The sequence below is a fragment of the Bacillus sp. FJAT-27251 genome (assembly GCF_001273925.1).
GTDB lineage: Bacteria > Bacillota > Bacilli > Bacillales > Cytobacillaceae > Mesobacillus_B.
This window is the reverse complement of sequence record NZ_LIGG01000001.1, coordinates 1674581-1697260: the sequence shown is the minus strand read 5'-3', so window position 1 is coordinate 1697260 and position 22680 is coordinate 1674581. Positions and strand designations below refer to the sequence as shown.

General features: G+C 47.9%; 20 protein-coding genes. 5 read left to right on the top strand and 15 right to left on the bottom strand.

The features are described from left to right. Positions 1–19: 19 nt before the first annotated feature. From ADU22_RS07980 to nirB, 5 genes are all read right to left on the bottom strand, one after another. Complete coding sequence (locus ADU22_RS07980) at positions 20–937, bottom strand: DMT family transporter (protein WP_053361685.1); 918 nt, start codon at positions 935–937, stop codon at positions 20–22. A 123-nt stretch (positions 938–1060) separates the two neighbouring features. Further along, positions 1061–1678, bottom strand: coding sequence for a precorrin-2 dehydrogenase/sirohydrochlorin ferrochelatase family protein (locus tag ADU22_RS07975; protein WP_053361684.1), 618 nt, complete (start codon positions 1676–1678; stop codon positions 1061–1063). A 4-nt stretch (positions 1679–1682) separates the two neighbouring features. After that, positions 1683–3149, bottom strand: coding sequence for a uroporphyrinogen-III C-methyltransferase (gene cobA, locus ADU22_RS07970; RefSeq protein ID WP_053361683.1), 1467 nt, complete (start codon positions 3147–3149; stop codon positions 1683–1685). 71 nt (positions 3150–3220) lie between these two features. Beyond that, the gene (locus ADU22_RS07965; protein WP_053361682.1) at positions 3221–3529 is read right to left on the bottom strand and encodes a nitrite reductase (NAD(P)H) small subunit; all 309 of its coding nucleotides are present in this window, start codon (positions 3527–3529) and stop codon (positions 3221–3223) included. Positions 3530–3549: 20 nt separating this feature from the next. Continuing rightward, entirely contained in the window at positions 3550–5988 is a 2439-nt protein-coding gene (gene nirB / locus ADU22_RS07960; RefSeq protein WP_053361681.1) for a nitrite reductase large subunit NirB, read from the bottom strand. Positions 5989–6231: 243 nt separating this feature from the next. Between nirB and ADU22_RS07955 the strand changes: the two genes are divergently transcribed. Further along, positions 6232–6585, top strand: coding sequence for a DUF948 domain-containing protein (locus ADU22_RS07955; RefSeq protein ID WP_053361680.1), 354 nt, complete (start codon positions 6232–6234; stop codon positions 6583–6585). Between the two features lie 231 nt (positions 6586–6816). Continuing rightward, a complete protein-coding gene (locus ADU22_RS07950; protein WP_053361679.1) occupies positions 6817–9222 on the top strand; it encodes a M14 family zinc carboxypeptidase in 2406 nt (801 codons plus the stop codon). A 235-nt stretch (positions 9223–9457) separates the two neighbouring features. On the opposite strand, the gene ADU22_RS07945 is transcribed toward ADU22_RS07950, so the two are convergent. Together ADU22_RS07945 and ADU22_RS07940 are read right to left on the bottom strand one after the other, a co-directional pair. Then, on the bottom strand, positions 9458–10648 hold the full coding sequence (locus ADU22_RS07945) for a M14 family metallopeptidase (RefSeq protein WP_053361678.1): 1191 nt from the start codon (positions 10646–10648) through the stop codon (positions 9458–9460). Between the two features lie 94 nt (positions 10649–10742). After that, on the bottom strand, positions 10743–11276 hold the full coding sequence (locus tag ADU22_RS07940; RefSeq protein WP_053361677.1) for a FixH family protein: 534 nt from the start codon (positions 11274–11276) through the stop codon (positions 10743–10745). A 178-nt stretch (positions 11277–11454) separates the two neighbouring features. Here ADU22_RS07940 and ADU22_RS07935 point away from each other — a divergent pair, with 178 nt between their 5' ends. Both ADU22_RS07935 and ADU22_RS07930 read left to right on the top strand, forming a co-directional pair. Then, positions 11455–11823, top strand: coding sequence for a VOC family protein (locus ADU22_RS07935; protein WP_053361676.1), 369 nt, complete (start codon positions 11455–11457; stop codon positions 11821–11823). A gap of 164 nt (positions 11824–11987) precedes the next feature. Next, complete coding sequence (locus ADU22_RS07930) at positions 11988–12776, top strand: formate/nitrite transporter family protein (RefSeq protein WP_053361675.1); 789 nt, start codon at positions 11988–11990, stop codon at positions 12774–12776. A gap of 54 nt (positions 12777–12830) precedes the next feature. Here the strand turns inward: ADU22_RS07930 and ADU22_RS07925 are convergent, their stop codons facing one another. Next, positions 12831–15554: a P-loop NTPase family protein gene (locus ADU22_RS07925; protein WP_053361674.1), complete on the bottom strand. Its 2724-nt coding sequence runs from the start codon at positions 15552–15554 to the stop codon at positions 12831–12833. A 339-nt stretch (positions 15555–15893) separates the two neighbouring features. Between ADU22_RS07925 and ADU22_RS07920 the strand changes: the two genes are divergently transcribed. Then, entirely contained in the window at positions 15894–16406 is a 513-nt protein-coding gene (locus ADU22_RS07920; RefSeq protein WP_053361673.1) for a hypothetical protein, read from the top strand. Between the two features lie 340 nt (positions 16407–16746). On the opposite strand, the gene ADU22_RS07915 is transcribed toward ADU22_RS07920, so the two are convergent. The 7 genes from ADU22_RS07915 to ADU22_RS07885 form a co-directional block, all read right to left on the bottom strand. Next, positions 16747–16962 (bottom strand): hypothetical protein, encoded by a 216-nt coding sequence (locus ADU22_RS07915; RefSeq protein ID WP_053361672.1) that lies wholly within the window; start codon positions 16960–16962, stop codon positions 16747–16749. A gap of 36 nt (positions 16963–16998) precedes the next feature. After that, positions 16999–17196 (bottom strand): hypothetical protein, encoded by a 198-nt coding sequence (locus tag ADU22_RS07910; RefSeq protein ID WP_046525287.1) that lies wholly within the window; start codon positions 17194–17196, stop codon positions 16999–17001. Continuing rightward, entirely contained in the window at positions 17189–17719 is a 531-nt protein-coding gene (locus tag ADU22_RS07905) for a QcrA and Rieske domain-containing protein (protein ID WP_053361671.1), read from the bottom strand. The genes ADU22_RS07910 and ADU22_RS07905 overlap by 8 nt, the downstream gene beginning before the upstream one ends. Positions 17720–17761: 42 nt before the next feature. Continuing rightward, positions 17762–18499 carry an Mrp/NBP35 family ATP-binding protein gene (locus tag ADU22_RS07900; protein WP_053361670.1) on the bottom strand — a complete coding sequence of 246 codons (738 nt, stop codon included), beginning with the start codon at positions 18497–18499 and terminating at the stop codon, positions 17762–17764. Between the two features lie 178 nt (positions 18500–18677). Further along, positions 18678–19226 (bottom strand): 4Fe-4S dicluster domain-containing protein, encoded by a 549-nt coding sequence (locus ADU22_RS07895; RefSeq protein ID WP_053361669.1) that lies wholly within the window; start codon positions 19224–19226, stop codon positions 18678–18680. 17 nt (positions 19227–19243) lie between these two features. Next, positions 19244–21370: a formate dehydrogenase subunit alpha gene (gene fdhF, locus ADU22_RS07890; RefSeq protein ID WP_053361668.1), complete on the bottom strand. Its 2127-nt coding sequence runs from the start codon at positions 21368–21370 to the stop codon at positions 19244–19246. Beyond that, complete coding sequence (locus tag ADU22_RS07885; RefSeq protein WP_069187962.1) at positions 21351–22532, bottom strand: MFS transporter; 1182 nt, start codon at positions 22530–22532, stop codon at positions 21351–21353. Before ADU22_RS07885 ends, fdhF begins: the two co-directional genes overlap by 20 nt. Positions 22533–22680 lie beyond the last annotated feature (148 nt).

Genomic DNA, 22680 nt, shown 5'->3' with positions numbered 1-22680 from the left:
TGTCCAGTTATCGGACAGGTCATGCAGCCTGTTTACGAATCCGCCTTTTGAGCATCAGTTCTTCAAGGGCTCCGGAACCGAGGATGACCCCGCCAATGATGAAAACCATTCCTGACAAATGGGCAAATGTTATTGTTTCGCCGAGAAATAGGGCCGCTCCAATCAGGGAAAAAAACGTGCTCAAATTAAGGAAGATCGACGTTTCCGCTGGGCCTACCATTCCGACGGCATAATTGTAAAGCATATGCCCCGCTGCTGTTGCAACGACCGCAGAGCCTGCAAACAGCAGCCATAAAAGGGGGCTTCCACCGCCGAGGCTGCCCAGCCCTTCCGGTTCCTGCCAAAACCCAATCAGCATGGACACAGCCGATCCGAAGATCAGCATATAGCCGGTTAAGAGCCGCGGATCCATGCTCTTTGCCGCTTTTGAGATAATAATGAAGCTGCCAGCCTGTGCCAGGATCGAGATAAAGATGTAGAAGTCACCCAGATTCATCCCGCTTAATCCTTTTCCGCCTCCCATTACAGTAAGGGTGATGCCGATGCCCCCAAGGATAAACCCCATCCCTTTAACAATCGTCATCCTTTTGCCCACAAACGGAATCGCCAGCAATGCCGTAAGCAGCGGACCCATTCCCAAAATCAAACCGCTGTTCACTGCCGATGTCCGTGCCAGGCCGATGCTGAGGAATAAATGATGGCAGGTAACATTCAGCAGGCCGCCAAAAAAGATAAACAGATACTCTTCTTTTGCAGGTTTCCTGATTTTTTTCATCATGCCGAGAAGGATGAAAACCACTATTCCGGCAGTAAAGACTCTTAGCGAATTAATCGTCATCGGCGGAAAATGCTCCACAATCATTTTGACAGCAGAAACATTCATCCCCCAAATCATCATGACAACCGTAAGAATGACGTAGATTTTAAGGTTATTCAAGACAATACCTTCTTTCCTGATTCACAACTCCATTATAGTACGGTAAACGAAATATTATTAGCCATTTGTTTTGGGAAGCAGTAAATAAAACTAAAAAAAGAGAAGCAGCCCATTCTGCTTCCCTCATCTGTTCTTGATTTCCTTCAACAGTACCCGGAACCTGTCTTCCCGGTCATCCTTTTCCCAAAAATCTTCCTCGGATATCCTCGCTAGCAGTTTGCTTCTTTCTCCCGGGTCCTCGAGCTCCGCAAGGATGGATTTCCGGCAGCGATGGAGGAAATCCACTGCCCCCTGATAGCTTTCATCATACTTCTGTTCAAGGTCCCGGCGAATTTTCCGGGCAAGAGTGGGACTTGCCCCTGAAGTGGAAATAGCGATGGTCAATTTGCCTCTTTTAACATTCGACGGAATGTGAAAATCGGAAGCATCCGGGGCGTCAGCAATGTTCACCAGCTGGCCGTCCTTTGCAGCTGTTTTCACCTGGAGGTTGGTTTCCCGTGAATTTGTGGCCGCAAACACCAGAAAGGCATTCATGAGATCCTCAGGCGAAAAAGCCTTTTGCACCCATGTTATTTGTCCATCCTTGAGAAGGTGCTGCAGATCGGGTCCAAGCGCAGGGCTGACCACGGTGATTTTAGCTCCTTCCTCAAGCAGGCCTGCCGCTTTCCTTGCGGCTACCTTCCCGCCGCCAATAATCACAGCGGAGCGCCCCTTCACATCAAGGAAAATCGGGTATGGCATGTCTTCACCTTCCAAACCAATTTTTTGATTGAGCCAAACTCGCCGCAAGGGATTCCTTATCGGCTTTATCCGGTACTACATCTGCTTCATAGCCTTTCTCTCTCAAGGCAGACTGGGTTTTCCCGCCAAGGCATGCCAGCTCTGCTTTCTCCAAAAGGTCCCGGAAACCGAATGAACCTGAATCTTCATCCAATAATACTTTTACAGAGGCTGCTGACGGAAAAACGACGGTATTAATTTCGGCCTCCTCCAGCATTCTTTCAAGGATGGGCGTGAACTGTCCATCGATTTCCTTTGTGCTTGTTTCATAAAAATCGCCATTTGGATGTCCCTGCCGGACAGAGCGGTCGCCGACTACCAGCAGGCTAGAGTCTTTCCCTGTTTCTTCACCAAGTTTTTCAGCACTTTCTGCCAGAAGGCCTTTATCTGCCAAAGCTCTTAACGATTTGCTTGAGCCGCCATACAATTTGGCCTTAAGCTGCCGGATATCCACAGATCGTTGAATCATGTCTTCAAAAAAGTCTGCTACGCTTTCAGGCGAGGTAAACACTACCTTTTCATAGCTTGACAGATTATTTACTATCATCTCGTCCGGTTTTCCTTTTATTCTCGTCCACCTAGGGAACTCAATGACATCTGCTCCCTGGCTGGTCAGCTCCCTTGCCAGATCGCTCTCGTTTGTCCCTGTCCTGACAAGCAGGACCTGCCGTCCGAACAGCGGCTTTTTCTCGAACCAGTCCAGCTTTTTGCGAAGAGAAACAATGTCGCCCACCAGGGTAATGGCCGGATTGGCGAACTTCACAGCCTTCGCCTTCTGGGCAATCGTCGCCAAGGTTCCTTCAAGCGTCTGCTGCCTTCCGAAAGTGCCCCAGCGGATAAGGATGACTGGGGTTTCCGCCGGTTTCCCATGCAGGATCAAGTTTTCACAAATAAAAGGCAGATTGGCGATTCCCATGTAAAAGGCAATCGTATCAATTCCTTTAGCAAGGCTTTCCCATTGCAGGTCAGGCTGGCCGTTTACCGATTTATCATGGGCGGTCACCATGGCAAAGCTCTCACCAAACTCCCGGTGGGTAGCAGGGATTCCGGCATAAAGCGGGGCTGCCATGCCGGAAGTGATGCCCGGTACGATATCATAGGAAATTCCATGTTCACTTAGAGCCTGTGCTTCTTCGCCCACCCGGCCAAAGACGCCTGGATCGCCCCCTTTTAATCGGACCACCACTTTCCCTTCAAGGGCCTTTTCAACCAAAAGGCTGTTGATTGCTTCCTGGCGGAGAAAATGGCGGTCAGGCAGCTTGCCGCAATAAACCAGTTCGCAGCGGTCAGGAGCCTGTTCCAGAAGCCGCGGGTTGGCAAGCCTGTCATATAAAATCACGTCCGCCGACTTGATGGCTTCCATCCCTTTCACGGTAATCAGCCCAGCATCACCTGGCCCAGCACCTACCAAAAACACATGTCCTTTCTTCATCGCCCTTTCATCCTTCCAGTTTTGCTATTTTAAAAAGAGAGAACAGCTTGTTCTCTCTTTTGGCATTTTTCTTATTTTACGATAAAAACCTGTTCCCCGTCTCTCTCTACCTGAAAGATTTTTGCCTGGCCTTCATCAGGAGACTGAACTTTCCCATCAAGAAGCGAGATTTTCCAGTCGTACACAGGACAGTAAACATAATGGCCGCTGACCAGCCCTTCTCCAAGTGTTCCGCCTTTTGGATGCGGGCTCCTGTTTTCAACTGCAGCCACTGCCCCTGTCGACAGACGGAATAGGGCGACTTCTTCCCCCTCTACCTCAAACACCTGTCCGGTTCTTTCCGGAAGCAGATCATAATCGGTGAGATAATATCTTGTCATTTGCCTTCCCCCTCTTTTCCTTATACAAGCACAGGTGCTTCTGTACCCTTTTGTTTTTGATAGTACTTGTTCTGCACATCTTTCTTTTCAATCGCCTCATTCCAAGGCTCGATGTACCTTTCAAGCGTTTTGTCCAGCCGTTCGTTCAAAGCTTTTCTTGTGTCTTCATCCGCAAGCACTTCCTTGACATGATCCAGACCGACCCGCTCCATCCATTTGGAGGTCCGCTCGAGGTAATGAGCTGTTTCACGGTAATATTGCATGAATGCACCAATCAGCTTGATGACCTCTTCTTTTGTCTTCACCGTTTGCAGCAGGTCTCCGGCGCGGAGGTCGGTGCCGCCGTTGCCGCCAACATAGATTTCCCAGCCGCCGTCGATCCCGACGATGCCGAAATCCTTGATGCCCGCTTCCGCACAGTTGCGCGGGCAGGCTGAGACGCCCATCTTCACTTTATGCGGGGTATCCAGGCGCTCAAACTTTTGCTCAAGTTCAATGCCGAGACCCATGCTGTCCTGTGTGCCAAAGCGGCAGAACTTGGCTCCCACGCATGTTTTCACAGTGCGGAGGGTTTTGCCATAAGCATACCCGGACGGCATTCCAAGGTCTTCCCACATCGCCGGCAAATATTCCTTATTGACCCCGAAAAGGCCAATCCGCTGTCCGCCAGTCAGCTTAACGAGAGGCACATTGTATTTCTCCGCGACCTCTGCGATCTTTTTCAAGTCTTCCGCCGTTGTCACGCCGCCATACATCCTTGGAACCACTGAGTATTTTCCATCCTTTTGGATATTGGCATGCATTTTTTCATTCACAAGGCGGGAGTCGCGGTCATCGATATATTGCTCCTGCAGGATCATTCCGAGGTAGTAGTTCAGCGCAGGACGGCACTTCGAGCAGCCTTCCTCCTGCTTCCAACCAAGAACGTTCATGACTTCCTTGACGGAGGTGAGTCCCTTTTCCTTTATTTCCGCTACCACCTCATCACGGCTGTAGCCGGTACAACCGCAAAGGGCATCTTTCTTTGCCGCTGTATCGTATTGATCGCCAAGAGTGTGGGCAAGAATATCGGAAATCAGCGATTTGCAGCGGCCGCAGGAGCGTCCGGCATTAGTGCACCCGCCAACTTCATCGACGGTAGTCAGTTCCTTTGTCCGGATGGCTTCGACAATCGTCCCTTTGGTAACCCCGTTGCAGCCGCAGACAACTTCCTCGTCATCCATTGCCGCTGCATTTAATTCAGAGCCGCCGCCCCCGCAGCATCCGGGTTCCAGGATGGAAACACTGGTCATGCCGCTGACATCCTCTTTTTTCAGCAGCATCCTAAATAGCCTTGAACTGTCCTTCGTATCCCCGTAAAGCACAATTCCTGCAACCTTGTTGTCACGGATGACAATTTTTTTATAAACACTGTCAAACTCGTTGTGGACAGTGATAGCTTTCGTTTCTGTGTCTTCGTCAATTTCCCCGGCGGAGAACAGGTCGACACCGGAAACCTTCAGCCCCGTTCCGACGATGGAGCCTTCATATGGCTTTACTTCCGATCCGCACAAACTTGCCGCCAGCACTTTACCCTGTTCATACAAAGGTGCGACCAAACCATATACAATCTCCCTGTGCTCGGCGCATTCACCCACTGCATAAACGTGGGGGACGCTCGTGTGCATAAAATCATCGACCACAATCCCGCGGTTGACATAGATTCCGCTTTCCTTGGCGAGGCCTGTGTTCGGCCTGATTCCAACCGCCATGACGACAAGGTCTGTTTGTATTTCCGTACCATCTGTAAAACGAAGCCCTGTTACCCGCTCTTCACCAAGAATTTCAGCACTTTGTTTTTCCATCAAAAACTTCATACCCTGGGATTCAAGTTCCCGCTTAAGCATTTTGGAAGCAGCAGCATCAAGCTGTCTTTCCATAAGATGAGGCATAAGGTGGATGACCTCCACCTCCATGCCGAGGTTCAATAACCCGCGCGCGGCTTCAAGGCCCAGGAGTCCGCCGCCGATGACAGCTGCTTTTTTATACAGCCTCGCTGTCTCGATCATATCGTCGCAATCCTTGATATCGCGGAATCCAGTGACTCCCTTCTTGTCTGCGCCTGGCACTGGCAGGATGAAGGAGCTGGAGCCAGTGGCAATGATCAGCTCATCATAGCCTACCTCCCTGCCTTTATCTGAAATAACAACCTTTTTGGCCGTATCGATTTTTATGATGGCCTCCCCGGTAAATAATTGAATATTGTTTTCCCGATACCATTCCCAGCTGTTCATAATGATGTCATCTATTTTGGTATCACCCTGCAGGACAGTGGAAAGCTGGATCCTATTATAATTTGGGTGTGGTTCATCCCCAAAAATCGTGATTTGAAATGCATCTGGATTTACTTTTAAAATTTCCTCTATAGTCCGGACACCGGCCATTCCGTTTCCAATCATTACTAATTTTCTTTTTTCCATTATGGGTGCCTCCATTAGTCTCTTTTGTTAAAACTCTTGTTACCGTTTCAAAGTTGTTTTGTATACTTAAATTGTAATGGGAGAAAGAGGGTTTTTTACTGCGAGAATTTGACAATATCCAAAACTTTGTTCAACATTTCACAAATGGACGTTTTGGCAACTGATCAAAATGTCTTTGGTAGTTATTCCTTCCGGTATAATGGGTAAAGTATTGGTAAAAGAAACAAAGGAGGCACCTGCAGCATGATCATTGTTTATTTAAGCCTGGCCTTATTTATCGGTTCGGTTGCCTATCTGGGCTATGCAGCATTTAAGACGTTCAAGGACGCAAAGCCGGCCATCAACACCCTAAACGAAATGACTGGACGCTTTCAAGTAAAAGCGGATACCCTGAAAACGGAGACAGACAAACTGAAAACCAGCCAGGAAGAGCTAATGAAGGATATAGAAGAAAAGAAAAAGTCAATACAATCAGCGGTTTTTGCTGTTAAGCAGACACCGGTGATGTTCCAGCAGCTGCTTAAAGTGAAGCCTGTCGCCAAATTGGAAATGAAGCGAAAAGCACGCCGTTGGAACTTGAGGCATAACAGGGCATAAATTTCGAGAAAATATAGACCAGTACCGGGAACGAGATTCGTTTCCGGTTTTTTCTGCTTCCACTCGACCCATTTCCTCTTCATGAGACAAAATGCATAATTTATTAATTAGATAAAACTGTAAATTTAGGAATATAGCACTATTGTAAATGTTCGTGACTCTAATTAAAATACAAATATCGCATATTTATACAAAAATATTATTTATAAATACATATTTGGAGGGATTTCCTTGAAAAAGAAAAAAGTAATTACAGGCCTGGTAGCGGTCAGCCTGCTGACTTCCGCGCCATGGACCACCGCACTTGCGGGGCCGGTAAAGTGGGAAAACGTCAATGTAAATGAAGAAAAAGATGGAAGCCTGTTCAACAGTGAAAACTACGACTTTATGAAGTTTTCACAGATTGGAAAAAAGCTGGACGAGATCAGCAAGCAGTCCAATCGTGTCAAAGTGGAAGTAACCGGGGTCTCTTCACAAGGTTATCCGCTTTATGTTGTCACCATTGCTTCCCCTGATTCACAAGGCAAATTCGGGAAAATCCAGGCGCTCAGAAAGCAAATGTTCAAAAACCCGCAGAAAGCCCAGGACTGGATTGAACAGAACCCTGACTTTAAAGTGCCAGTGATGATCAACGGCTCGATTCACGGAACGGAATTTATCGGAACAGATGCCGTCATGCAGCTGATCGAGCGCTTTGCGACACAGAATGACGCTGAAACAAAAAAAATATTGGACAATAACATTCTTATTTTTAACGTCGTGCAAAATCCGGACGGCCGTGTGGATGCCACCCGCTTCAACGGCGAAGGCATCGACCTGAACCGTGACTTTATTACCCAGTCACAGCCGGAAACACGCCAAATGGTCGACCTGCTGACAGAGTGGAACCCAATGGTCTTCCTTGATACACATGGGTATGTTAAAAATTACGGACCGAACCTGCAGGGATTGATCGAACCTTGTACGCCGCCGCATAATCCGAATTATGAGTATGATTTGTATGAAGATTGGGCCCTGAGCCAGGCTAAGGCAATGGAAAAAGAAATTATGGACGATCAGTCTAACTATACTGGAAGCTTATATCAGCCAAATAAAATGACAGGCTCATATATCCCGCTGCGCGATGACGCGGCCGGCTGGGACGACTATCCGCCAATCTTCACGCCAATGTACGCGATGTACCACGGTGCCTATGGCTCTACTTTGGAAGCTCCGACAAATGATGAAGACGGCGTGCGCTGGATGTACAATGCCATCATGGGCGCACTGAAGCATTCAACCGAAAATAAAGAAGAAATGATTGCAAACCAGCTTGAGGTTTTCAAGCGCGGCATCAATTTTGACCATCCGTTCCATAAGGATGGCCATTTCCCGAATGCCTACATCCTGCCTGTGGACGAGAAAGATCCGACAGTTACCGAAAAAGCTGTTAATCATTTGATTAGAAACGACATCGAGGTTGTACAATCATCCAAAGCTTTCACAGCGGGCGGAAAATCCTATGCCAAGGGAACCTATATCGTGAAAATGGACCAGGCGAAAGCAGGCCTGGCGAACACAATGCTCTGGGATGGAGAAGACATTTCCAATGACACGCCTGCCATGTACGATATTTCCGCATGGAGCCTGCCTGAGCTTTGGGGCTTTGAAGCAAACCCGGTTCATGAAGAAGTGAAGGTTGTTGCTTCCAAGGTGAACCAGGTCGCTGGCCAGGGTGCTGTTTCCGGCAAAGGACCATTTTTGATTCCGAACAGCTCCGTAAAAGCAGTGGAGCTTGTGAACACGCTATTGAAGCAGGGCGTTCCTGTGAAGCGTGATGCAGAAGGAAACTTCTACGCAGAAGCAGCGGCAAACAAGGTTTCGGCAGCAGTTAAAGCGTCCGGCCTTCAGATTGGAACAGCAAAGGTGCCGGCAGATGCTGAAGCACTTGACAGCCTGAATGTCGCTATTTTAAAAGACGGCGGCATGGGCAAAGTCCAATCCCACTCTGGTACAAAGCTGGCGTTAAAGCGCCTCGGCTTCAATGTGACGGAAGTGACGCCTGTGGAAGTGGCGACAACTGGTTTATATGGATTTGATGTGTTTGTTTACAGCGGGAGCGAAAGCTTGATTTCTACTAATCTAAGTGCTGCGAACAAGGAATTTGGATTCCAGAATGCAGAACAATTGGATAGTTTTAAAAAGAATGTTAATGAGTTCTTGGATAAAGACGGCAAGTATATTGCGATTGGTGCCGGAGCATCAAGAGCCACAAAAACAATTGGCTTGACTGATAACACCATTAACACTGCGGGCTCCAACAGCAACGGTATTGTAAAAGTTGCCTATGAAGGCGAAGGCATCACCGCAGGTTACGATCAGGACGACCTTGGCTTCGTTTATCGTCCAGTTTGGTACACAGGCCTTACTAACGATGAAGTGGCGGCAACATTAGGTGATGAACAGGACTTCTTTGTAGCCGGACACTGGGCAGACAACTCCCGTTCACCGCAAACAAATAAAGAAAATGCACAAGGCCAGGCAGTCATCGTAAAAGAACAAGATAAGGATGTTACCCTTATCGGTCTTGAAGCAGGCTTCCGTGATCACACAGATTACCTGTTCCGGCTGCTGTCCAACGCGATTTACACGAAATAATACAATTAGAAAACCCGGCATGGAACATATGCCGGGTTTTCTCCTATTCCTTGGTCACTTTTCCGCCGTTACTCTACGTTTTTCGGGATTTTCTCTACGATCTGGTCCATTTATTCTACAAATTTCCACCTTTACTCTACGAAAACCGCATTTTACTCTACGAAAACGGCCATTTACTCTACAAACACCAGTTATTCCCAAACAAGCCGCACATCTCCACCAAGAAAAACTCTCCTTACATATACAATCCAGCCAAAAAGATGCCGAGCGCTTCTTCATAGATTTCATTAAACTGCGACAGCGGCAGCGGGTTGATTCCGAAGCCCAGTTCAACAGTGAAGCCCGGACGCCGCCAATCCTGGATGAACCAGTCTTTGTACCCTGCATAGCTTTCAACCGTCTTGACTGGTTCATAGCCGCTTACCCTGCCAAATTCGCTGACGATCTGTTCAGATTCTGGAGGCTCCAGGTTCTCGAACCCCCAATAGATGACTTCACCCTGTGTATGGAAGGCAAGGACTCTTGCATAATCGCGCCTTCTTGTGAGGTCTGCCATCGCAATTGCTTCCGGCTCGCTTAACGGGCGCTCGCCCACATAGTCCCTCGGGCCAGGCCCCACCTGGTTCCGTTCTTTCTCCAATTCCCATTGAGCCGGGAACTGGTCATTCAGGTCGACTCCCCTGATGTTCGCTTTCCATCCAGTAAAGTCGAAGCTCCCCCTGTTCAGTTCCACCACCCTGCTGCTGTATGGCTCATCCGGCGGCGGTCCGTTTAGCACCAGATTGACACCGTCAGGATTGACCATTGGAACAACGGAAAGCATCGTTTCCTGGTAGAATCTTTGCATGGACAGCCCGCGGATTGGAGTCTGGTTTGTTAAAGACAGCAGGTAATCATTTAAAAATGTCATGATAACGGGAGTGGTAATCCACTCATTCGCATGAAAGGAGCCGTTATAATGAACCCGTTTTGGACCATTGCCCAGCAGGACTTCAGGGATGCTGCGTCCGAGGACCGAATTGCCTATGCTCGGAAGACGCAGGAATGGGTACACTCGCTCAAGCCTGGCCAAATCATGCATCATGGTACTGTAATCATATTCCTGCCTGCCTTTGACCAGCCTCCAGGTGATCCGCTGCGGCACCTTGATGTCCTGGCCAACCTGGAGCCTGTTGGGATTAATACCCGGGTTCACCAGGAGTATGGTGTCCTGCCGCAGGCCGCGTCTTTGGGCAATGCTCCATATTGTATCACCGCGATTGATCCGGTAATCAACGGCAACAAAGCCTGGGATTCGCACGCTCTGGCCAATCGATAGGCTGTTAGGCTGGATGTTCCGGTTCGAATCGATAATCAGCTGTACGGGAATGGCAAAAAGCTGGCTGTAAAACCAGAGTGAGTCTCCGCTCCTTACAAATACATCCATTTCTGCTCCTCCTGTTTTTCAGAATCGCATCTGTATAAACTATGCGGGGAGAAGCAAAATTATATCCTGGTATTAACCATGCCGGCTTTGGGGGCTATTCACTTACGAAAACAGTAAAGAGCTGCTCTTCCTCCAGGTGGTCATTCTTCACTAGCACATTGATTTTGTGCATTCCGGCAGTCTCAAACACCCTGCTGGCTTTGTATACCCCGTTTCCTGCTTCCTTACTTTGGATAGTATCATGTTCCTCCTGGCCTTCTGCCCAAATATCAAAGGTCACTGCTGCCCCGGTCACAGGCTCTCCCTTTTCCTCCACAAGGATGGCAAGCTCTGCATTTTCTTTCACCTTTATGTCGTAGCCTGATAGAAGGTCGATGATGACATCGCCATCATGGCTGTGGCCGGCGTGACCGTGGCCGCCATCGCTTTCCCCGGGTTCTTCGTGGTCTTCATGAGCGCCCTCCTCATGATTGTCATGTTCTTCTCCGTTCCCAGAATCTTCAGTGGCAGGAGATTCATCCGGCACTTCATTAGCCGGCTCCTTTTTGGGTGCAGCATCCTCCTCGTTCCCGCATGCCGCTAATAATGCCATTAGAAAAATAGCTATAAAAACAATGATCTTTTTCATCAAATATCCCAACCTTAAATTTTTTTATCTGCTTTAATTTTGCACGGCAGAGGTGTAAAAGAATGATGCTGACACCTCTTCCTATAAGAATAACTTATCATTTTTCATTATAAATTTAAAATGTTCGTTTGAACCTGTTCAAGCTAGAATGAAAGAGGAAATAGAAGGAGGAGAGCAGATGGCATTCATGTTGAAGGGTTTGGATCATGTCCAGTTGGCCGCACCGCCCGGTTCTGAGGAACTCTCGAGGAATTTTTATGGGAAATTGCTAATGATGCAGGAGGTCGAAAAACCGGAAAGCCTGAAAAAGCGTGGAGGAGTCTGGTTTCAATTTGGCAGCTCCCAGCTGCATATTGGCATTGAGGAGCCTTTCACACCTGCACGAAAAGCCCATCCTGCCCTGGTGATTGAGAACCTTGGCGAATTAAAGCTTCACTTAAAAGCCAATCAGGTTCCATTTAAAGAGGATAGCCTTTTGCCGGGAGCAGACCGTATTTACGTTGATGATCCATTCGGCAACAGGCTGGAAATGCTTGAGTGGAAATAGTTTCGTCGAAATTTGGCCATTTATGCCCAAAATTAGAACGCGGCCCGGCTAGACTGGGCTGCGTTTTTATGTTTTCCATTTCCGTTTCAGGGTAACGGACTACATAGATGGAACAAAAATCGCCAAACTATGGTTAAAACTACATTGGATATGCAGGTGAAAATATGGAAGTGAAGCCGCTGCTTGAGGCTGAACAGCTGGCATTGAAGAAACGTAAAATATTCCGCCAAAGCCGGACGAGATATTTGGCAAGAGCCGCCCTGGCATCCATGTTCATTGGATTTGGGGTGATTGTCGCATTTAAGACCGGAAATTTCTTTTATCTTGAGCATTCGCCGTTCACCTACCCGATGGCCGCTCTCACCTTTGGGGCCGCAATCATTTTGATTGCCTATGGGGGCGGGGACCTTTTTACCGGCAACACGTTTTACTATACCTTTGCTGCCCTCCGAAAGAAAATGGGTTGGCCTGAAGTCTTCACCATGTGGGTGTACAGCTATGGAGGCAATATTCTCGGAGCCGCTGCCTTTGCGTTTTTAATCTATACAACAGGGCTGTTTAATGACGCTTCCGTTAATMCCTTCTTGCTTAGTGTTGTGGAAAAAAAGATGACTGACCCCGCCAGCGAGCTTTTCTTCCGGGCCATTCTCTGTAATTGGCTTGTATGCATGGCCTTTTTCATTCCGATGGCCCTAAAAGGGGATGGCCCAAAGATGTTTGCGATGATCCTGTTTGTTTTTTGCTTTTTCATATCGGGCTATGAACACAGCATCGCCAACATGTGTACGTTTGCCATTGCCCTCGTTCTTAATCATCCGGGAACCATTTCAATGGGAGGAGTCATCCATAATCTGGTGCCTGTTACCATTGGCAACTTGATTGGCGGCAGCCTGATGATGGGATGGATGTACTATTATGCAAACAAGCCCTTCCTCGATGACGAACAGTCCTAATTTTTTCATAGACACCAAAAAGGAAGGCCGGCATCGGCCTTCCTTTTGCTATGATCAGGTTCCCTGTTTCCCGGCTGCTGTCATCCATTCATACTGCCGGAGCCGGACCTCGAACAAATTAAGGGGATCCCTGTAAACCTCTGGCTTGACCCTCATTTTTTCAAGGGCCTTCTGGCTTGTTTCAATTTCATGGCCCGCTTCTTTAACGGCCTCTTCGAGCACATGAAGCGGCTGCCTGAAGAACAGCCCTATATCCCGTTCAATGGATTTCTCAAACATTTCAAACTGCTTGAAAAATCTCTTTGCAATAGAGCGTGCGCTTTCGCTGTAATCTTCATTTTCAACATAAGATTTGTATTTATTATAGAGCATCGCATTGTTCTGCGGCAGTACACTTAACAGCATGCCGGCACTCTTCAGCAGGAACTGCGCCGGACTGCGCAGGAAGTTTATCTTTTCCAGCTGGATTCCGCTAGTCATCCGGTCTGCATCACGCTTCCAGTCATCCAGCACCTTAAAGTCGCATTGCTGCACGATTCGCTCTTCCCCGTACATGGCATTGAAGCCTTGGCTCATCTCATCAAGCTTGAACTGCGCCTGTTCGAACTCGTCCTTTGAAAGCGAAATCCAATCCTGCAGGGAGCTGTAGTAGCTGCGAAGAATCTTTGTATCCAAATATTCCTGGACGCGGTCGTTCATTTCGTCATTAAGCTTCGCATGCAGATTCCCAAAATCGCTGTCTTCCTTGATAATATCGGAGGTGCCCCTCAGGATATTCGGAATTTCCTTCAGCATTTCCGCCCGGACCTCTTCCTTGATTTTCAAATAATCTTCTTTGATGTGCTTTTTCTTCTCTTCCTCAAGATCCTGCACCTGGTGGATGGCCCCCTTCAGCTTGGACACCATCTCTTCATTCCACCGTACGCTTTCGACCAGGTCATTTTCCATTTCAATCCGTTTATCCAGCAGATAATGGATGGCAATCCTTGTGTAATGCTGAAGCTTCAGGATGCGCTCTTCCGCCGGATTGCCGATTCCCTCCCGGAGGAACTTTGCCAGCTCCCTTTTTTGGGCCTCTCCTGCATAGCTTTCCGAAAACACGAACAGCCTTGCATGAGGATAGAAAACCTGGATCCGCGAAAGAATGTCGACTGCCTCCTGTTCATCCTGGAAAGGCTGATGGCGGCAGACCAGGAAATGAACCTGAAGATCCGGTGCCAGGCGGCTTATTTCCATAAGAACTTCCTGTTCAAGCTCCGTCAGCGGATTCTCCTGGTTCAGGACAAACAGCATCCTGTCAGCAAAGTTTACATACTGATACAACGGATTTACATTCATATTATCAGGACTGATGTCAGGCGTATCTACAAGGGTCAGACCATTTGTCTCCAGGAATTCATTGGGAATGCTGACATCGATGATTTTTTCCCGTTTAAAATTTTGGCGCCTGACCCCAGCTGCTTCCTGGAACTCTTCGTAATTCGCAATCAGGCTTATTTCTTCATCGGAAATCTCCCGGATTTGCGGTTCATCCCCTGGCTTGAAAGCAACAACCGCGGAAGTCTGGCCTGCAAGAAGTTCCTCATCCAGCAGCTGGTTGACCAAACCTGCTTTGCCGCTGCCCGAAACACCTGCGAGGACGATATGCTGTGTATCCTCATTCGCTAGTTCCTCCATCAGCCATTGAATTCGATTGCCCGCTTCAATTCCATTTTTCCCCGACCATGCAAGCAGCATTTCAAACAGCTCAAGGGTGTCCTCTTTAGCAGATGGATATTTCCTCGCATTCAGAATCAAATCCTCGGCGTCCCGTACGGTTTCGGAGGGAATGCTTGATGGGAACATTTCGCTCCATGCCATGACCGATGACGAGGCGAACAAAGAGGAAGCTGGATTGGTGATTTTTAGCCAGTTGGTCAGATGGACCGGAATCAGCGGTGAAAGCTCCCTCACCAGTCTCGTTCCATTGATAAGCTCAAAATACGCCTCCTGGTAAACAGCGGATAAATCCCGCCATCCTTCACTGCGGGAAGCATCCATATCAAAAAAGAGCGTATTGAAGTTTTTGACCCAGGCGATGAACTCAGGCTGATTGCGGTATTGGCTCCATAACGATACAGCAAGCTTTTCAAACCGCTTCCGGTCAATATCAAACAACGCCTTCAGCGCTTCATTAAAGTAATCTGGCAGATTGCCATCTGTATAGCCTGCGTCCACATAGGTATTCAGGCGGTCAAACCATAGGGTTTCCCTTGTACGGATTCCCTCCTCCATCGCCAGCTTGACGGCACGTTCCCAATTCTTGTTTTCTTCGTAAAAGGAACGGGCAATTTCGGTTATCTCGGGATAATTGGGATTGAGGGCCACTGCTGCACTGACAATCTCGGTCGCTCTCTCCAGCTTTCCCTGTTCCATGTAAATCGACAGCAGCTGCAGGCCGGTTTCAATCTTCAGCGTGGTGCTTTCAGTATCGATGGACAGGTAGATGCCTTCCGCAGTCTCCGGAAGTCCCAGTTCAAGATAGGCATCCGCCATGTTTTTCTTTGCCCAGCCCTCAAGTTCGTTTTGGATATTCTCCCATTTGAAAATGGCAGTTTCGTAATCTTTGTGATGAAAATATACCTCTCCCTGGGCAAAACGGAGATAAGATAAATCAGGGATTTCTTTCCTGCCCTCTTCAAGACTGAGTTCACCCAGTATTAGTACCGGATGCTCCTCCGAGCCTTCGATATACTTCTCAAAGTACGCCTTTTTAATTAATTGTTCATCCATTGTCATATGGCATCCTCCGATTTGGCTTATTTACAATGTAAGTTTAGTAGTAACTGTTTTTTATATATTCCGGTTAAATAGATTTATTTCCGCAAACTTCGGCAAATTAAACCTTATCTCCTTATTTTAACATGCTTTTTTCTCGCAGCGTGTCGGTTTGCTTTCAGTTTGACAACAAACACCTCTGAATTCTGTAATAAAAGAGCCAGAAACCGGGAATCGCCATAGTATTCGGGGCCCATCACCTTTTTACGGGCGTCAAGGGAGATTATGTTTGTCTGGGGGGAGAGAAGGTCATATTATTATAGGTAGAATCATCTGCTGATAGGAAGGAAGAAGGACATTATGCTTAAACTGATTTTAAGAGGGCTTAAAAAGGAACAAGTCGAATCCCGGCACATTAAGGGGAACGCCGTTTATTACCATGAAAGGACTCTTGCAACACTCCAATATAACGAAAATGATGAAGTGATCTTCCTGATTGATCCGCAATTGGAAATGAGCCAATATGAAGTTATTAGAGAGGCCATTCTGCAAATAACCGCCGGAAAGGACATAACGATTGATGAAAGTGAATGCCAGCTAGGATATCTGCAAAATGGCGAGAGTGCCCATTTGATCAGGAACTGGGAGCCATGGAAGGAGTTCCTTATGAAAGCCAGGCTCCGGACGCTGGAAGGCCAGAATGTCATTGTCAAAAACGAGGAAGGCGAAGATTTGGATAATGGCCTTCTTGCAGAATATGCGACAGCAGAAAATCCCTTCCGGATCACCTCCTGCACCGTGATAACCATCTTTGGAGAACGGAAATATGAAGGGGAAAGCCTCGTTGTGGAGCCTACGAACCAATTCAGTTGAGAAAAGCGCAAGCGCCTTCGGAACAATCTAAAAGCGGATTGTTCCTGCGATGCTTATTCTTGGAAGCCATTCTTAGTGCTCAGCCCCGACAAGCGCTGGAGGGCCAGCTGATGAAGTCGTTCTTTGACTTCAACAGCTGGACTGAATTAGAAAAGCGGAGCCGACTGTTTAGGAGCGACAAGCGTAAGGCAGAATCCGCAGGAAGGCGTTGTTTGCCTTCTGAAGGATTATGGCTTACGACTCGAGCTCCTAGGAGGTAAAGCCAGACAAGCGACTCGAGGGGCTAGGCGCTGGAGCTGGACACTATACAACAAAAAACCGGGGATAACCCCCGATTTTTTTAGTTTCTATTATCCAATTCGTCAATCAGCTGCCTCGTTCGTTTCGCATTGCCTTCCGCGAAATTTTGCAGGCGATTTTTCAGCTCGTCATCGTCATGAATGCGCTCAGCGGTTATGATATACGTCCGCATCAAGTCTTCTTCTGTCTCAAGGGAATTCTTTAATATTGTTTCAATGCTTTCCTTGCGGGGATCATGATTGGATCGGGAGTCCATGGAAACCCTCCTTTTTCTATATAATCTACCCGCCGGTTACTTCTTATACTCCTCTTTTCTCCAGATAAAAAACGCAGCTGTTGCCAGCGCAGTCGATAAAAGGGAAACAAACATGAACGTATATACATGGCCATATTCCCTGCCATAATAGCCTTCAATCACTTGTACCAGGGAGACGACATTAATAGCCAGGAACACGAAAATCGAAAGGAATGAGAGCTTTTTTTTATCCATGCCTGTACTCCCTTCCGACGGCGTACACTTTGCCGCCCTGGACTTCAACAAGGATCTTCGGAAGTTCCCGCTGTGGCGGCCCGGCAACCGGATGGCCATTATTCACATCAAAGTAGCCTTTATGGCAAGGGCATAAAAGGATGTCCTCCTTATGCTCATAGAACACCGGGCATTGCAGATGGGTGCATTTATTGTTGTAGGCCACATACTTGTCATCTTTTGTCCGTACGAGAATAGCCGTATCCCCTTCGTTAGGATAAACGAAGTTTTTTGACTCTCCAACTGCCAATTCATCCGCACCGGCAATTTCGACCCGTTCGCCGTCGTTATCGCCATCGCGCATGACAGATAGTACTCCAAATGGGGTTGTCGCCAGACCGAGGGCGACTGTTGTTCCGAAGGTAGCTTTCAAAAAGGCCCGCCTGTTGAGGTTTACATCTTCTTTCCTGTTGAGGTTATCGACGAGCTTCATCATATCCTGGTCATCAGACTGATGGTTTTTATTCTTTTTATCATCCGTCATAACTGAATCCTCCAGTTTCGTGGTATTGTTCAAGGTTCGATGCTAGCTGAACCTGGCGTCGATTGTTTTGGCTAGCTTCATATAGGCTTCCTGAAGCGGAGTGTCCGCTGAAGCAACCGCCGGGGTTTCCAAGTTCTCATCCGGTTGCTGGATTGGAAGCTGGGCGAGCAGGCCGACACCAAGCTGGGATGCGAGTTCTTCTCCGCCTCCCTGTCCGAAGATATGGTATCTGTCATCCGTTCCCGGAGGGGTGAAATAAGACATATTCTCCACAACGCCAATGACTTCATGATTGCTCTTGATTGCCATTGAGCCTGCCCGCTCCGCAACATGAGCCGCCGCCTTATGAGGAGTCGTGACCACAATCTCCCTGCTTTGGGGAATCATCAAATGCATGTCAAGGGCCACATCGCCTGTGCCTGGAGGCATATCAAGAATAAAGTAATCCAATTCTCCCCAAAGGACATCCTTTGTAAAATGCTCGATCATTTTGCCAAGCATTGGTCCGCGCCATACAATCGGGTCATTCCCTTTTACAAGGAAGCCCATGGACATCACCTTGATTCCATGTGTCTCCACCGGAATGATTTTTCCATTGAAGGTTTTTGGTTTAAAATCTATGTTTAGAATTTTCGGGATGCTGAACCCGTAAATATCCAAATCGATAATCGCTACGGATTTCCCAAGCTTTTGAAGGGCCAGCGCCAAATTGACAGATAAGGATGATTTCCCTACTCCCCCTTTTCCGCTTGTAACAGCGAGAACATTTCCTTTTAACATCGTGCCGCACCCCTTTTTCCGTATTGAATACTGTAAAAGTACTTTTTTACCTTTTTCCCAATTATGGTTATTATAAGCCTCTACAGTTGATTAATCCCTTTTCTGGGAGAATGCAGGGCTACTAAGGCCCTGCAAAAAAAGCTGGCCCTCTCCTTACCTGGACCAGCTCCCCTGGCTATCATTGAGAGTCTGTATAGACTCCGAAGAATTCCGGAACGTAGTCCCACTTGTTTCCTTCTTGCGGTTTCTTGCCTTCAACAAGGTTCATTTGCGTGCGGCGCCTTCTCAGCTGCTGCATTTCGTCAAAGTCAATGAAGCGGATTGCATCACTTGGGCAGACAGACGCACACATTGGCGGAATATCGTCCCTTGTTCTGTCATAGCACATATCGCATTTATACATTTTGTTCGTTTCGAAATCGAACTTCGGAATCCCGAATGGGCACCCAAATGTACAGTTACGGCAGCCGATGCACTTCTCTTCCATTGCGGAAAGGACGACTCCCTCCTCAGTGATCTGGATGGCATTGGCCGGACAAACCCGGGCACAAGCAGGGTCTTTGCACTGCATGCAGAGCATTGGAAATGTCTGCCTTGACTCCGCGAAGTCGACATATTCTACGTAGTTCCGTTCCTTTGCATCATGGTCACCGCACTCACGGCATGCTGCCTGACAGGCACGGCATCCGATGCAGCGTTCAAATTCAAGATACATGATTTTGTTCATTTTTTAGCCGCTCCTTTTTAAGAAAGTTTTTCAAGCTTCACAGCACAAACTTTAAATTCAGGCATCCGTGACATTGGATCCAATGCAGGACTGGTCAACTGGTTGACGGATAGGTCTTTGCCCCAATGGTAAGGAACAAACAGGGTATCTTTCCGAATGGCTTTTGTGATGCGCACTGGTGCAACCATGTCACCGCGCGGAGTAATTAATTTTACTTTTTCACCGTTCTGGACCTGGTACTCACTTGCAAGTTCAGGGTGGATTTCCACAAATGGTTCAGGACATTGTTCCATCAGGAATCCCACGCGTCTCGTCTGGTTCCCCGACAGATAGTGGAATACGACGCGCCCTGTTGTCAGCCATAATGGATATTTGTTATCAGGCACCTCGGCTGGATCATTCCAGTCAACGACGGCAAGATTGGCTTTGCCATCTTCGGTTGCAAATTTGTCTTTGAATACGGAAGGCGTTCCCTTATGATCTTCGGCAGGCGCCGGCCAGAATACCCCATCCTGTTCATCAATCTTTTCGTATGTGACACCAAAGTAGTCGGCCTTGCCGCCTTTTGATGCAACGCGCAGCTCGTCAAAAATCTCTCTCGCCCCGTTGTATGGAAAGAACTTGCCTTTCCCCATCCGTTCGGCAATCAGCTTGATGATCTCCCAGTCTGTCTTTGATTCGCCTAGCGGCTCAACAACTTTCCGGATCCGGATGACACGGCCCTCGATATTTGTCGTAGTTCCTTCATCCTCGGCCCAGGTTGTCGCCGGCAGGACCACATCTGCCAGTTCCGCCGTTTCGGACATGAAGAAGTCATTCACAACAAGGAAGTCAAGGCTCTTGAACGCTTTATAGACATGATTGATGTTTGGTGAAGACACAACCGGGTTTGAACAGATGACATGCATGGCACGGATGGTCTTGTTCATCATCAGATCAAACATTTCATAGGCAGAAACACCTTCTTTCGGCATTTCCTCTGGCTGGATGCCCCAAACACTAGAGATATATTCGACATCCTTTGGATTGGCAATTTTGCGGTAGCCTGGAAGCGCATCGGCTTTCTGGCCATGCTCGCGTCCTCCCTGGCCATTTCCCTGACCGGTAAATGTAGCGACACCTGAAGCGAATTTTCCAATTTGGCCGCGAAGCAGCGCCATGGAAGTATACAGGCTGACATTGTCAACGCCTTTTGTCTGCTGCTCAACCCCGCGTGCAAACATGACAACCGAGCGAGGAGATTTTCCAAATATATGGGCAGCCTTCACAATTTTTTCAACCGCGACGCCGGTAATTTCAGAAGTGACCTCCGGTGTGAATTTCGCTGTCATTTCTTTTAGTTGTGCAAAATTGTTGCAGCGTTCTTTTACATATTCATAATCGACATAGTCATGCTTGATTAATAGATGCATAATTCCGTTCGCCAATGCAGAGTCGGTTCCCGGAAGCAGGTCAAGGTGAACATCAGCCACACGTGCAGTCGGGGTTTCCCGAGGATCGGCAACAATCAATTTAGCGCCTTTGTCCTTCGCTTTCCAGAACCACTGGATGCTTGTCGGATGGCATTCGGCAGTGTTGGTTCCGGACATGAAGAAGCAGTCCGTATGCTCGAGCTCCGTCCACGGAATCGTCGAACCGCGGTCCATGCCGAGCGTCTTGTTGAATCCGCCGGCAGCCGAGCTCATGCAATAGCGGCCATTATAATCGATATAGCGTGTTCCAAGCCCTACACGCGCATACTTTCCGACAAGGTAGCATTTTTCATTTGTCATCGACACTCCGCCGTACACGCTGAGGGCATCTTTGCCGTATGTTCCCTGGATTTCCTTGAACTTGCGCTCAATCAGGTCAAGCGCCTCTTCCCAGGAAGCTTCAACGAACTTTCCGTTCTTTTTGATTAGCGGCGTCTTGATGCGGTCTGGGTGATCGATTGTCTGGTAGGCAGTAACCCCCTTAGGGCACATTTTTCCTTTCGTCAGCACCCAGTCATAGCGGGGCTCGACGCCGACAACTTTATTGGATTTCTCATCGACGCGGATATGCATGCCGCACTGCATGCCGCAGTAGCAGCAGTGTGTTGTGATTAATTTTTCGCCTTTCCGGATCTGGTTTTTCACGCCTTCTTTAACGAGAAACTGGCTCATGTTCTTTTTCCTCCCCTAGATCTTTCTTTACTTCTTCTTCAATATCGTAAAATTCGTCTGAACGTTTTTTGCCAAAGCCGGAAAGGTGGATTCCGTTCGTTGTGTTGACCGGTCCGTACGGATTGCCTTTCGGCGCTTCAAGATTCATTTGTTTCAGTGCACGCATGCGGCGGCGGCACCCTGGGCAATAATCCGACAGGTAGCTGCCATCGGCCATCTGAAGGTCGAAGGATTGGGCTTTCAGGATCGCCTGTACGTCGGCGATCTGGTCATCATTGCTGTATGGCTGTCCGCAGCTTTTACATGCTTTCGTATCTACCTTCAGGACTTCCTGGTAGCTCATTGGAACGGCTGTCGCCAGCGGCCTGATCGGTACATGGAACAGTTTTCCGAACGGAAAGTACATCAGCATGATGATAACGGTAACCTGATGGGTCATTGACATATAATGGTGGCCGAAGCCGCCAAGGAATTTATAGGAAAGGGTTAAAAGCAGTCCGGTTCCAGTTACCGCAAGCAGGATATACAATGGAAGCAGGTCAAATTCGAAGCGCTGTGTGACTTTTACATCATAATCAGTGATACGGCGGTAAAGGGCCATGCAGACACCGATCATGACCATGACGGCACCGATGTTCAGGATGTTGTAGACGATTTCCGAAAACCAGCCATGTGCGGCCATTGTCATGACCGGAATGTCAAAAGCGATCATTTGGTAAGTATCAGAATCGATTAGGTCAAAGCGGAACCAGCCGAATGTCAGTCCGAAAGTGAAAGCGAAGGAGATCAGGCAGCCCCAGGAAATCATGATGTGCTGGATGCCGCGGTAAAGTCCGCGCTTGAAAATGAATTTTTGCAGAATGATGTTATCTATGAAAGTTTTAAAAATGGCTTTTGCATTTCTTTTAAAACGCTCTTTCGTAAACAGGTTTTCCACGCTTCGGGAAGCGACACGGTTCGTCGCCTTTCTGTAGAGCCAGAAGCTCATCCGAATAACAAGCCCGATCGCGAATACCATTGATGAAATCATATAGCCCAGCAAGGCCATATCTATATGCAGAAAGTTTGACGTGGACACCCACATTGAAAAAAACAGGATCATGACAACAAAGAACGAATACATACTTGTTTTGGAGTAAAACGATTTCTCCAGCTTTAACATTTTCCGCTACCTCCTTGCGAGTAGTGCTTGAGTTCGAAGTAATCTTACCACGGGAAAAACGGGCATTTTGGTTTTAAATGTAAACACTTTGTGAATAGGGTTAATTCAGTCATTGTTTGTTACCACTTTGTGAACAAACAACTGGAAA

What these genes read in the sequence shown, in the direction of transcription:
- ADU22_RS07975 (WP_053361684.1), bottom strand. Translation starts at nt 1,678, where the DNA reads ATGCCATACCCGATTTTCCTTGATGTGAAGGGGCGCTCCGCTGTGATT.
- cobA (WP_053361683.1), bottom strand. Translation starts at nt 3,149, where the DNA reads ATGAAGAAAGGACATGTGTTTTTGGTAGGTGCTGGGCCAGGTGATGCT.
- ADU22_RS07965 (WP_053361682.1), bottom strand. Translation starts at nt 3,529, where the DNA reads ATGACAAGATATTATCTCACCGATTATGATCTGCTTCCGGAAAGAACC.
- nirB (WP_053361681.1), bottom strand. Translation starts at nt 5,988, where the DNA reads ATGGAAAAAAGAAAATTAGTAATGATTGGAAACGGAATGGCCGGTGTC.
- ADU22_RS07955 (WP_053361680.1), top strand. Translation starts at nt 6,232, where the DNA reads ATGATCATTGTTTATTTAAGCCTGGCCTTATTTATCGGTTCGGTTGCC.
- ADU22_RS07945 (WP_053361678.1), bottom strand. Translation starts at nt 10,648, where the DNA reads ATGGATGTATTTGTAAGGAGCGGAGACTCACTCTGGTTTTACAGCCAG.
- ADU22_RS07940 (WP_053361677.1), bottom strand. Translation starts at nt 11,276, where the DNA reads ATGAAAAAGATCATTGTTTTTATAGCTATTTTTCTAATGGCATTATTA.
- ADU22_RS07935 (WP_053361676.1), top strand. Translation starts at nt 11,455, where the DNA reads ATGGCATTCATGTTGAAGGGTTTGGATCATGTCCAGTTGGCCGCACCG.
- ADU22_RS07925 (WP_053361674.1), bottom strand. Translation starts at nt 15,554, where the DNA reads ATGACAATGGATGAACAATTAATTAAAAAGGCGTACTTTGAGAAGTAT.
- ADU22_RS07920 (WP_053361673.1), top strand. Translation starts at nt 15,894, where the DNA reads ATGCTTAAACTGATTTTAAGAGGGCTTAAAAAGGAACAAGTCGAATCC.
- ADU22_RS07915 (WP_053361672.1), bottom strand. Translation starts at nt 16,962, where the DNA reads ATGGACTCCCGATCCAATCATGATCCCCGCAAGGAAAGCATTGAAACA.
- ADU22_RS07910 (WP_046525287.1), bottom strand. Translation starts at nt 17,196, where the DNA reads ATGGATAAAAAAAAGCTCTCATTCCTTTCGATTTTCGTGTTCCTGGCT.
- ADU22_RS07905 (WP_053361671.1), bottom strand. Translation starts at nt 17,719, where the DNA reads ATGACGGATGATAAAAAGAATAAAAACCATCAGTCTGATGACCAGGAT.
- ADU22_RS07900 (WP_053361670.1), bottom strand. Translation starts at nt 18,499, where the DNA reads ATGTTAAAAGGAAATGTTCTCGCTGTTACAAGCGGAAAAGGGGGAGTA.
- ADU22_RS07895 (WP_053361669.1), bottom strand. Translation starts at nt 19,226, where the DNA reads ATGAACAAAATCATGTATCTTGAATTTGAACGCTGCATCGGATGCCGT.
- fdhF (WP_053361668.1), bottom strand. Translation starts at nt 21,370, where the DNA reads ATGAGCCAGTTTCTCGTTAAAGAAGGCGTGAAAAACCAGATCCGGAAA.
- ADU22_RS07885 (WP_069187962.1), bottom strand. Translation starts at nt 22,532, where the DNA reads ATGTTAAAGCTGGAGAAATCGTTTTACTCCAAAACAAGTATGTATTCG.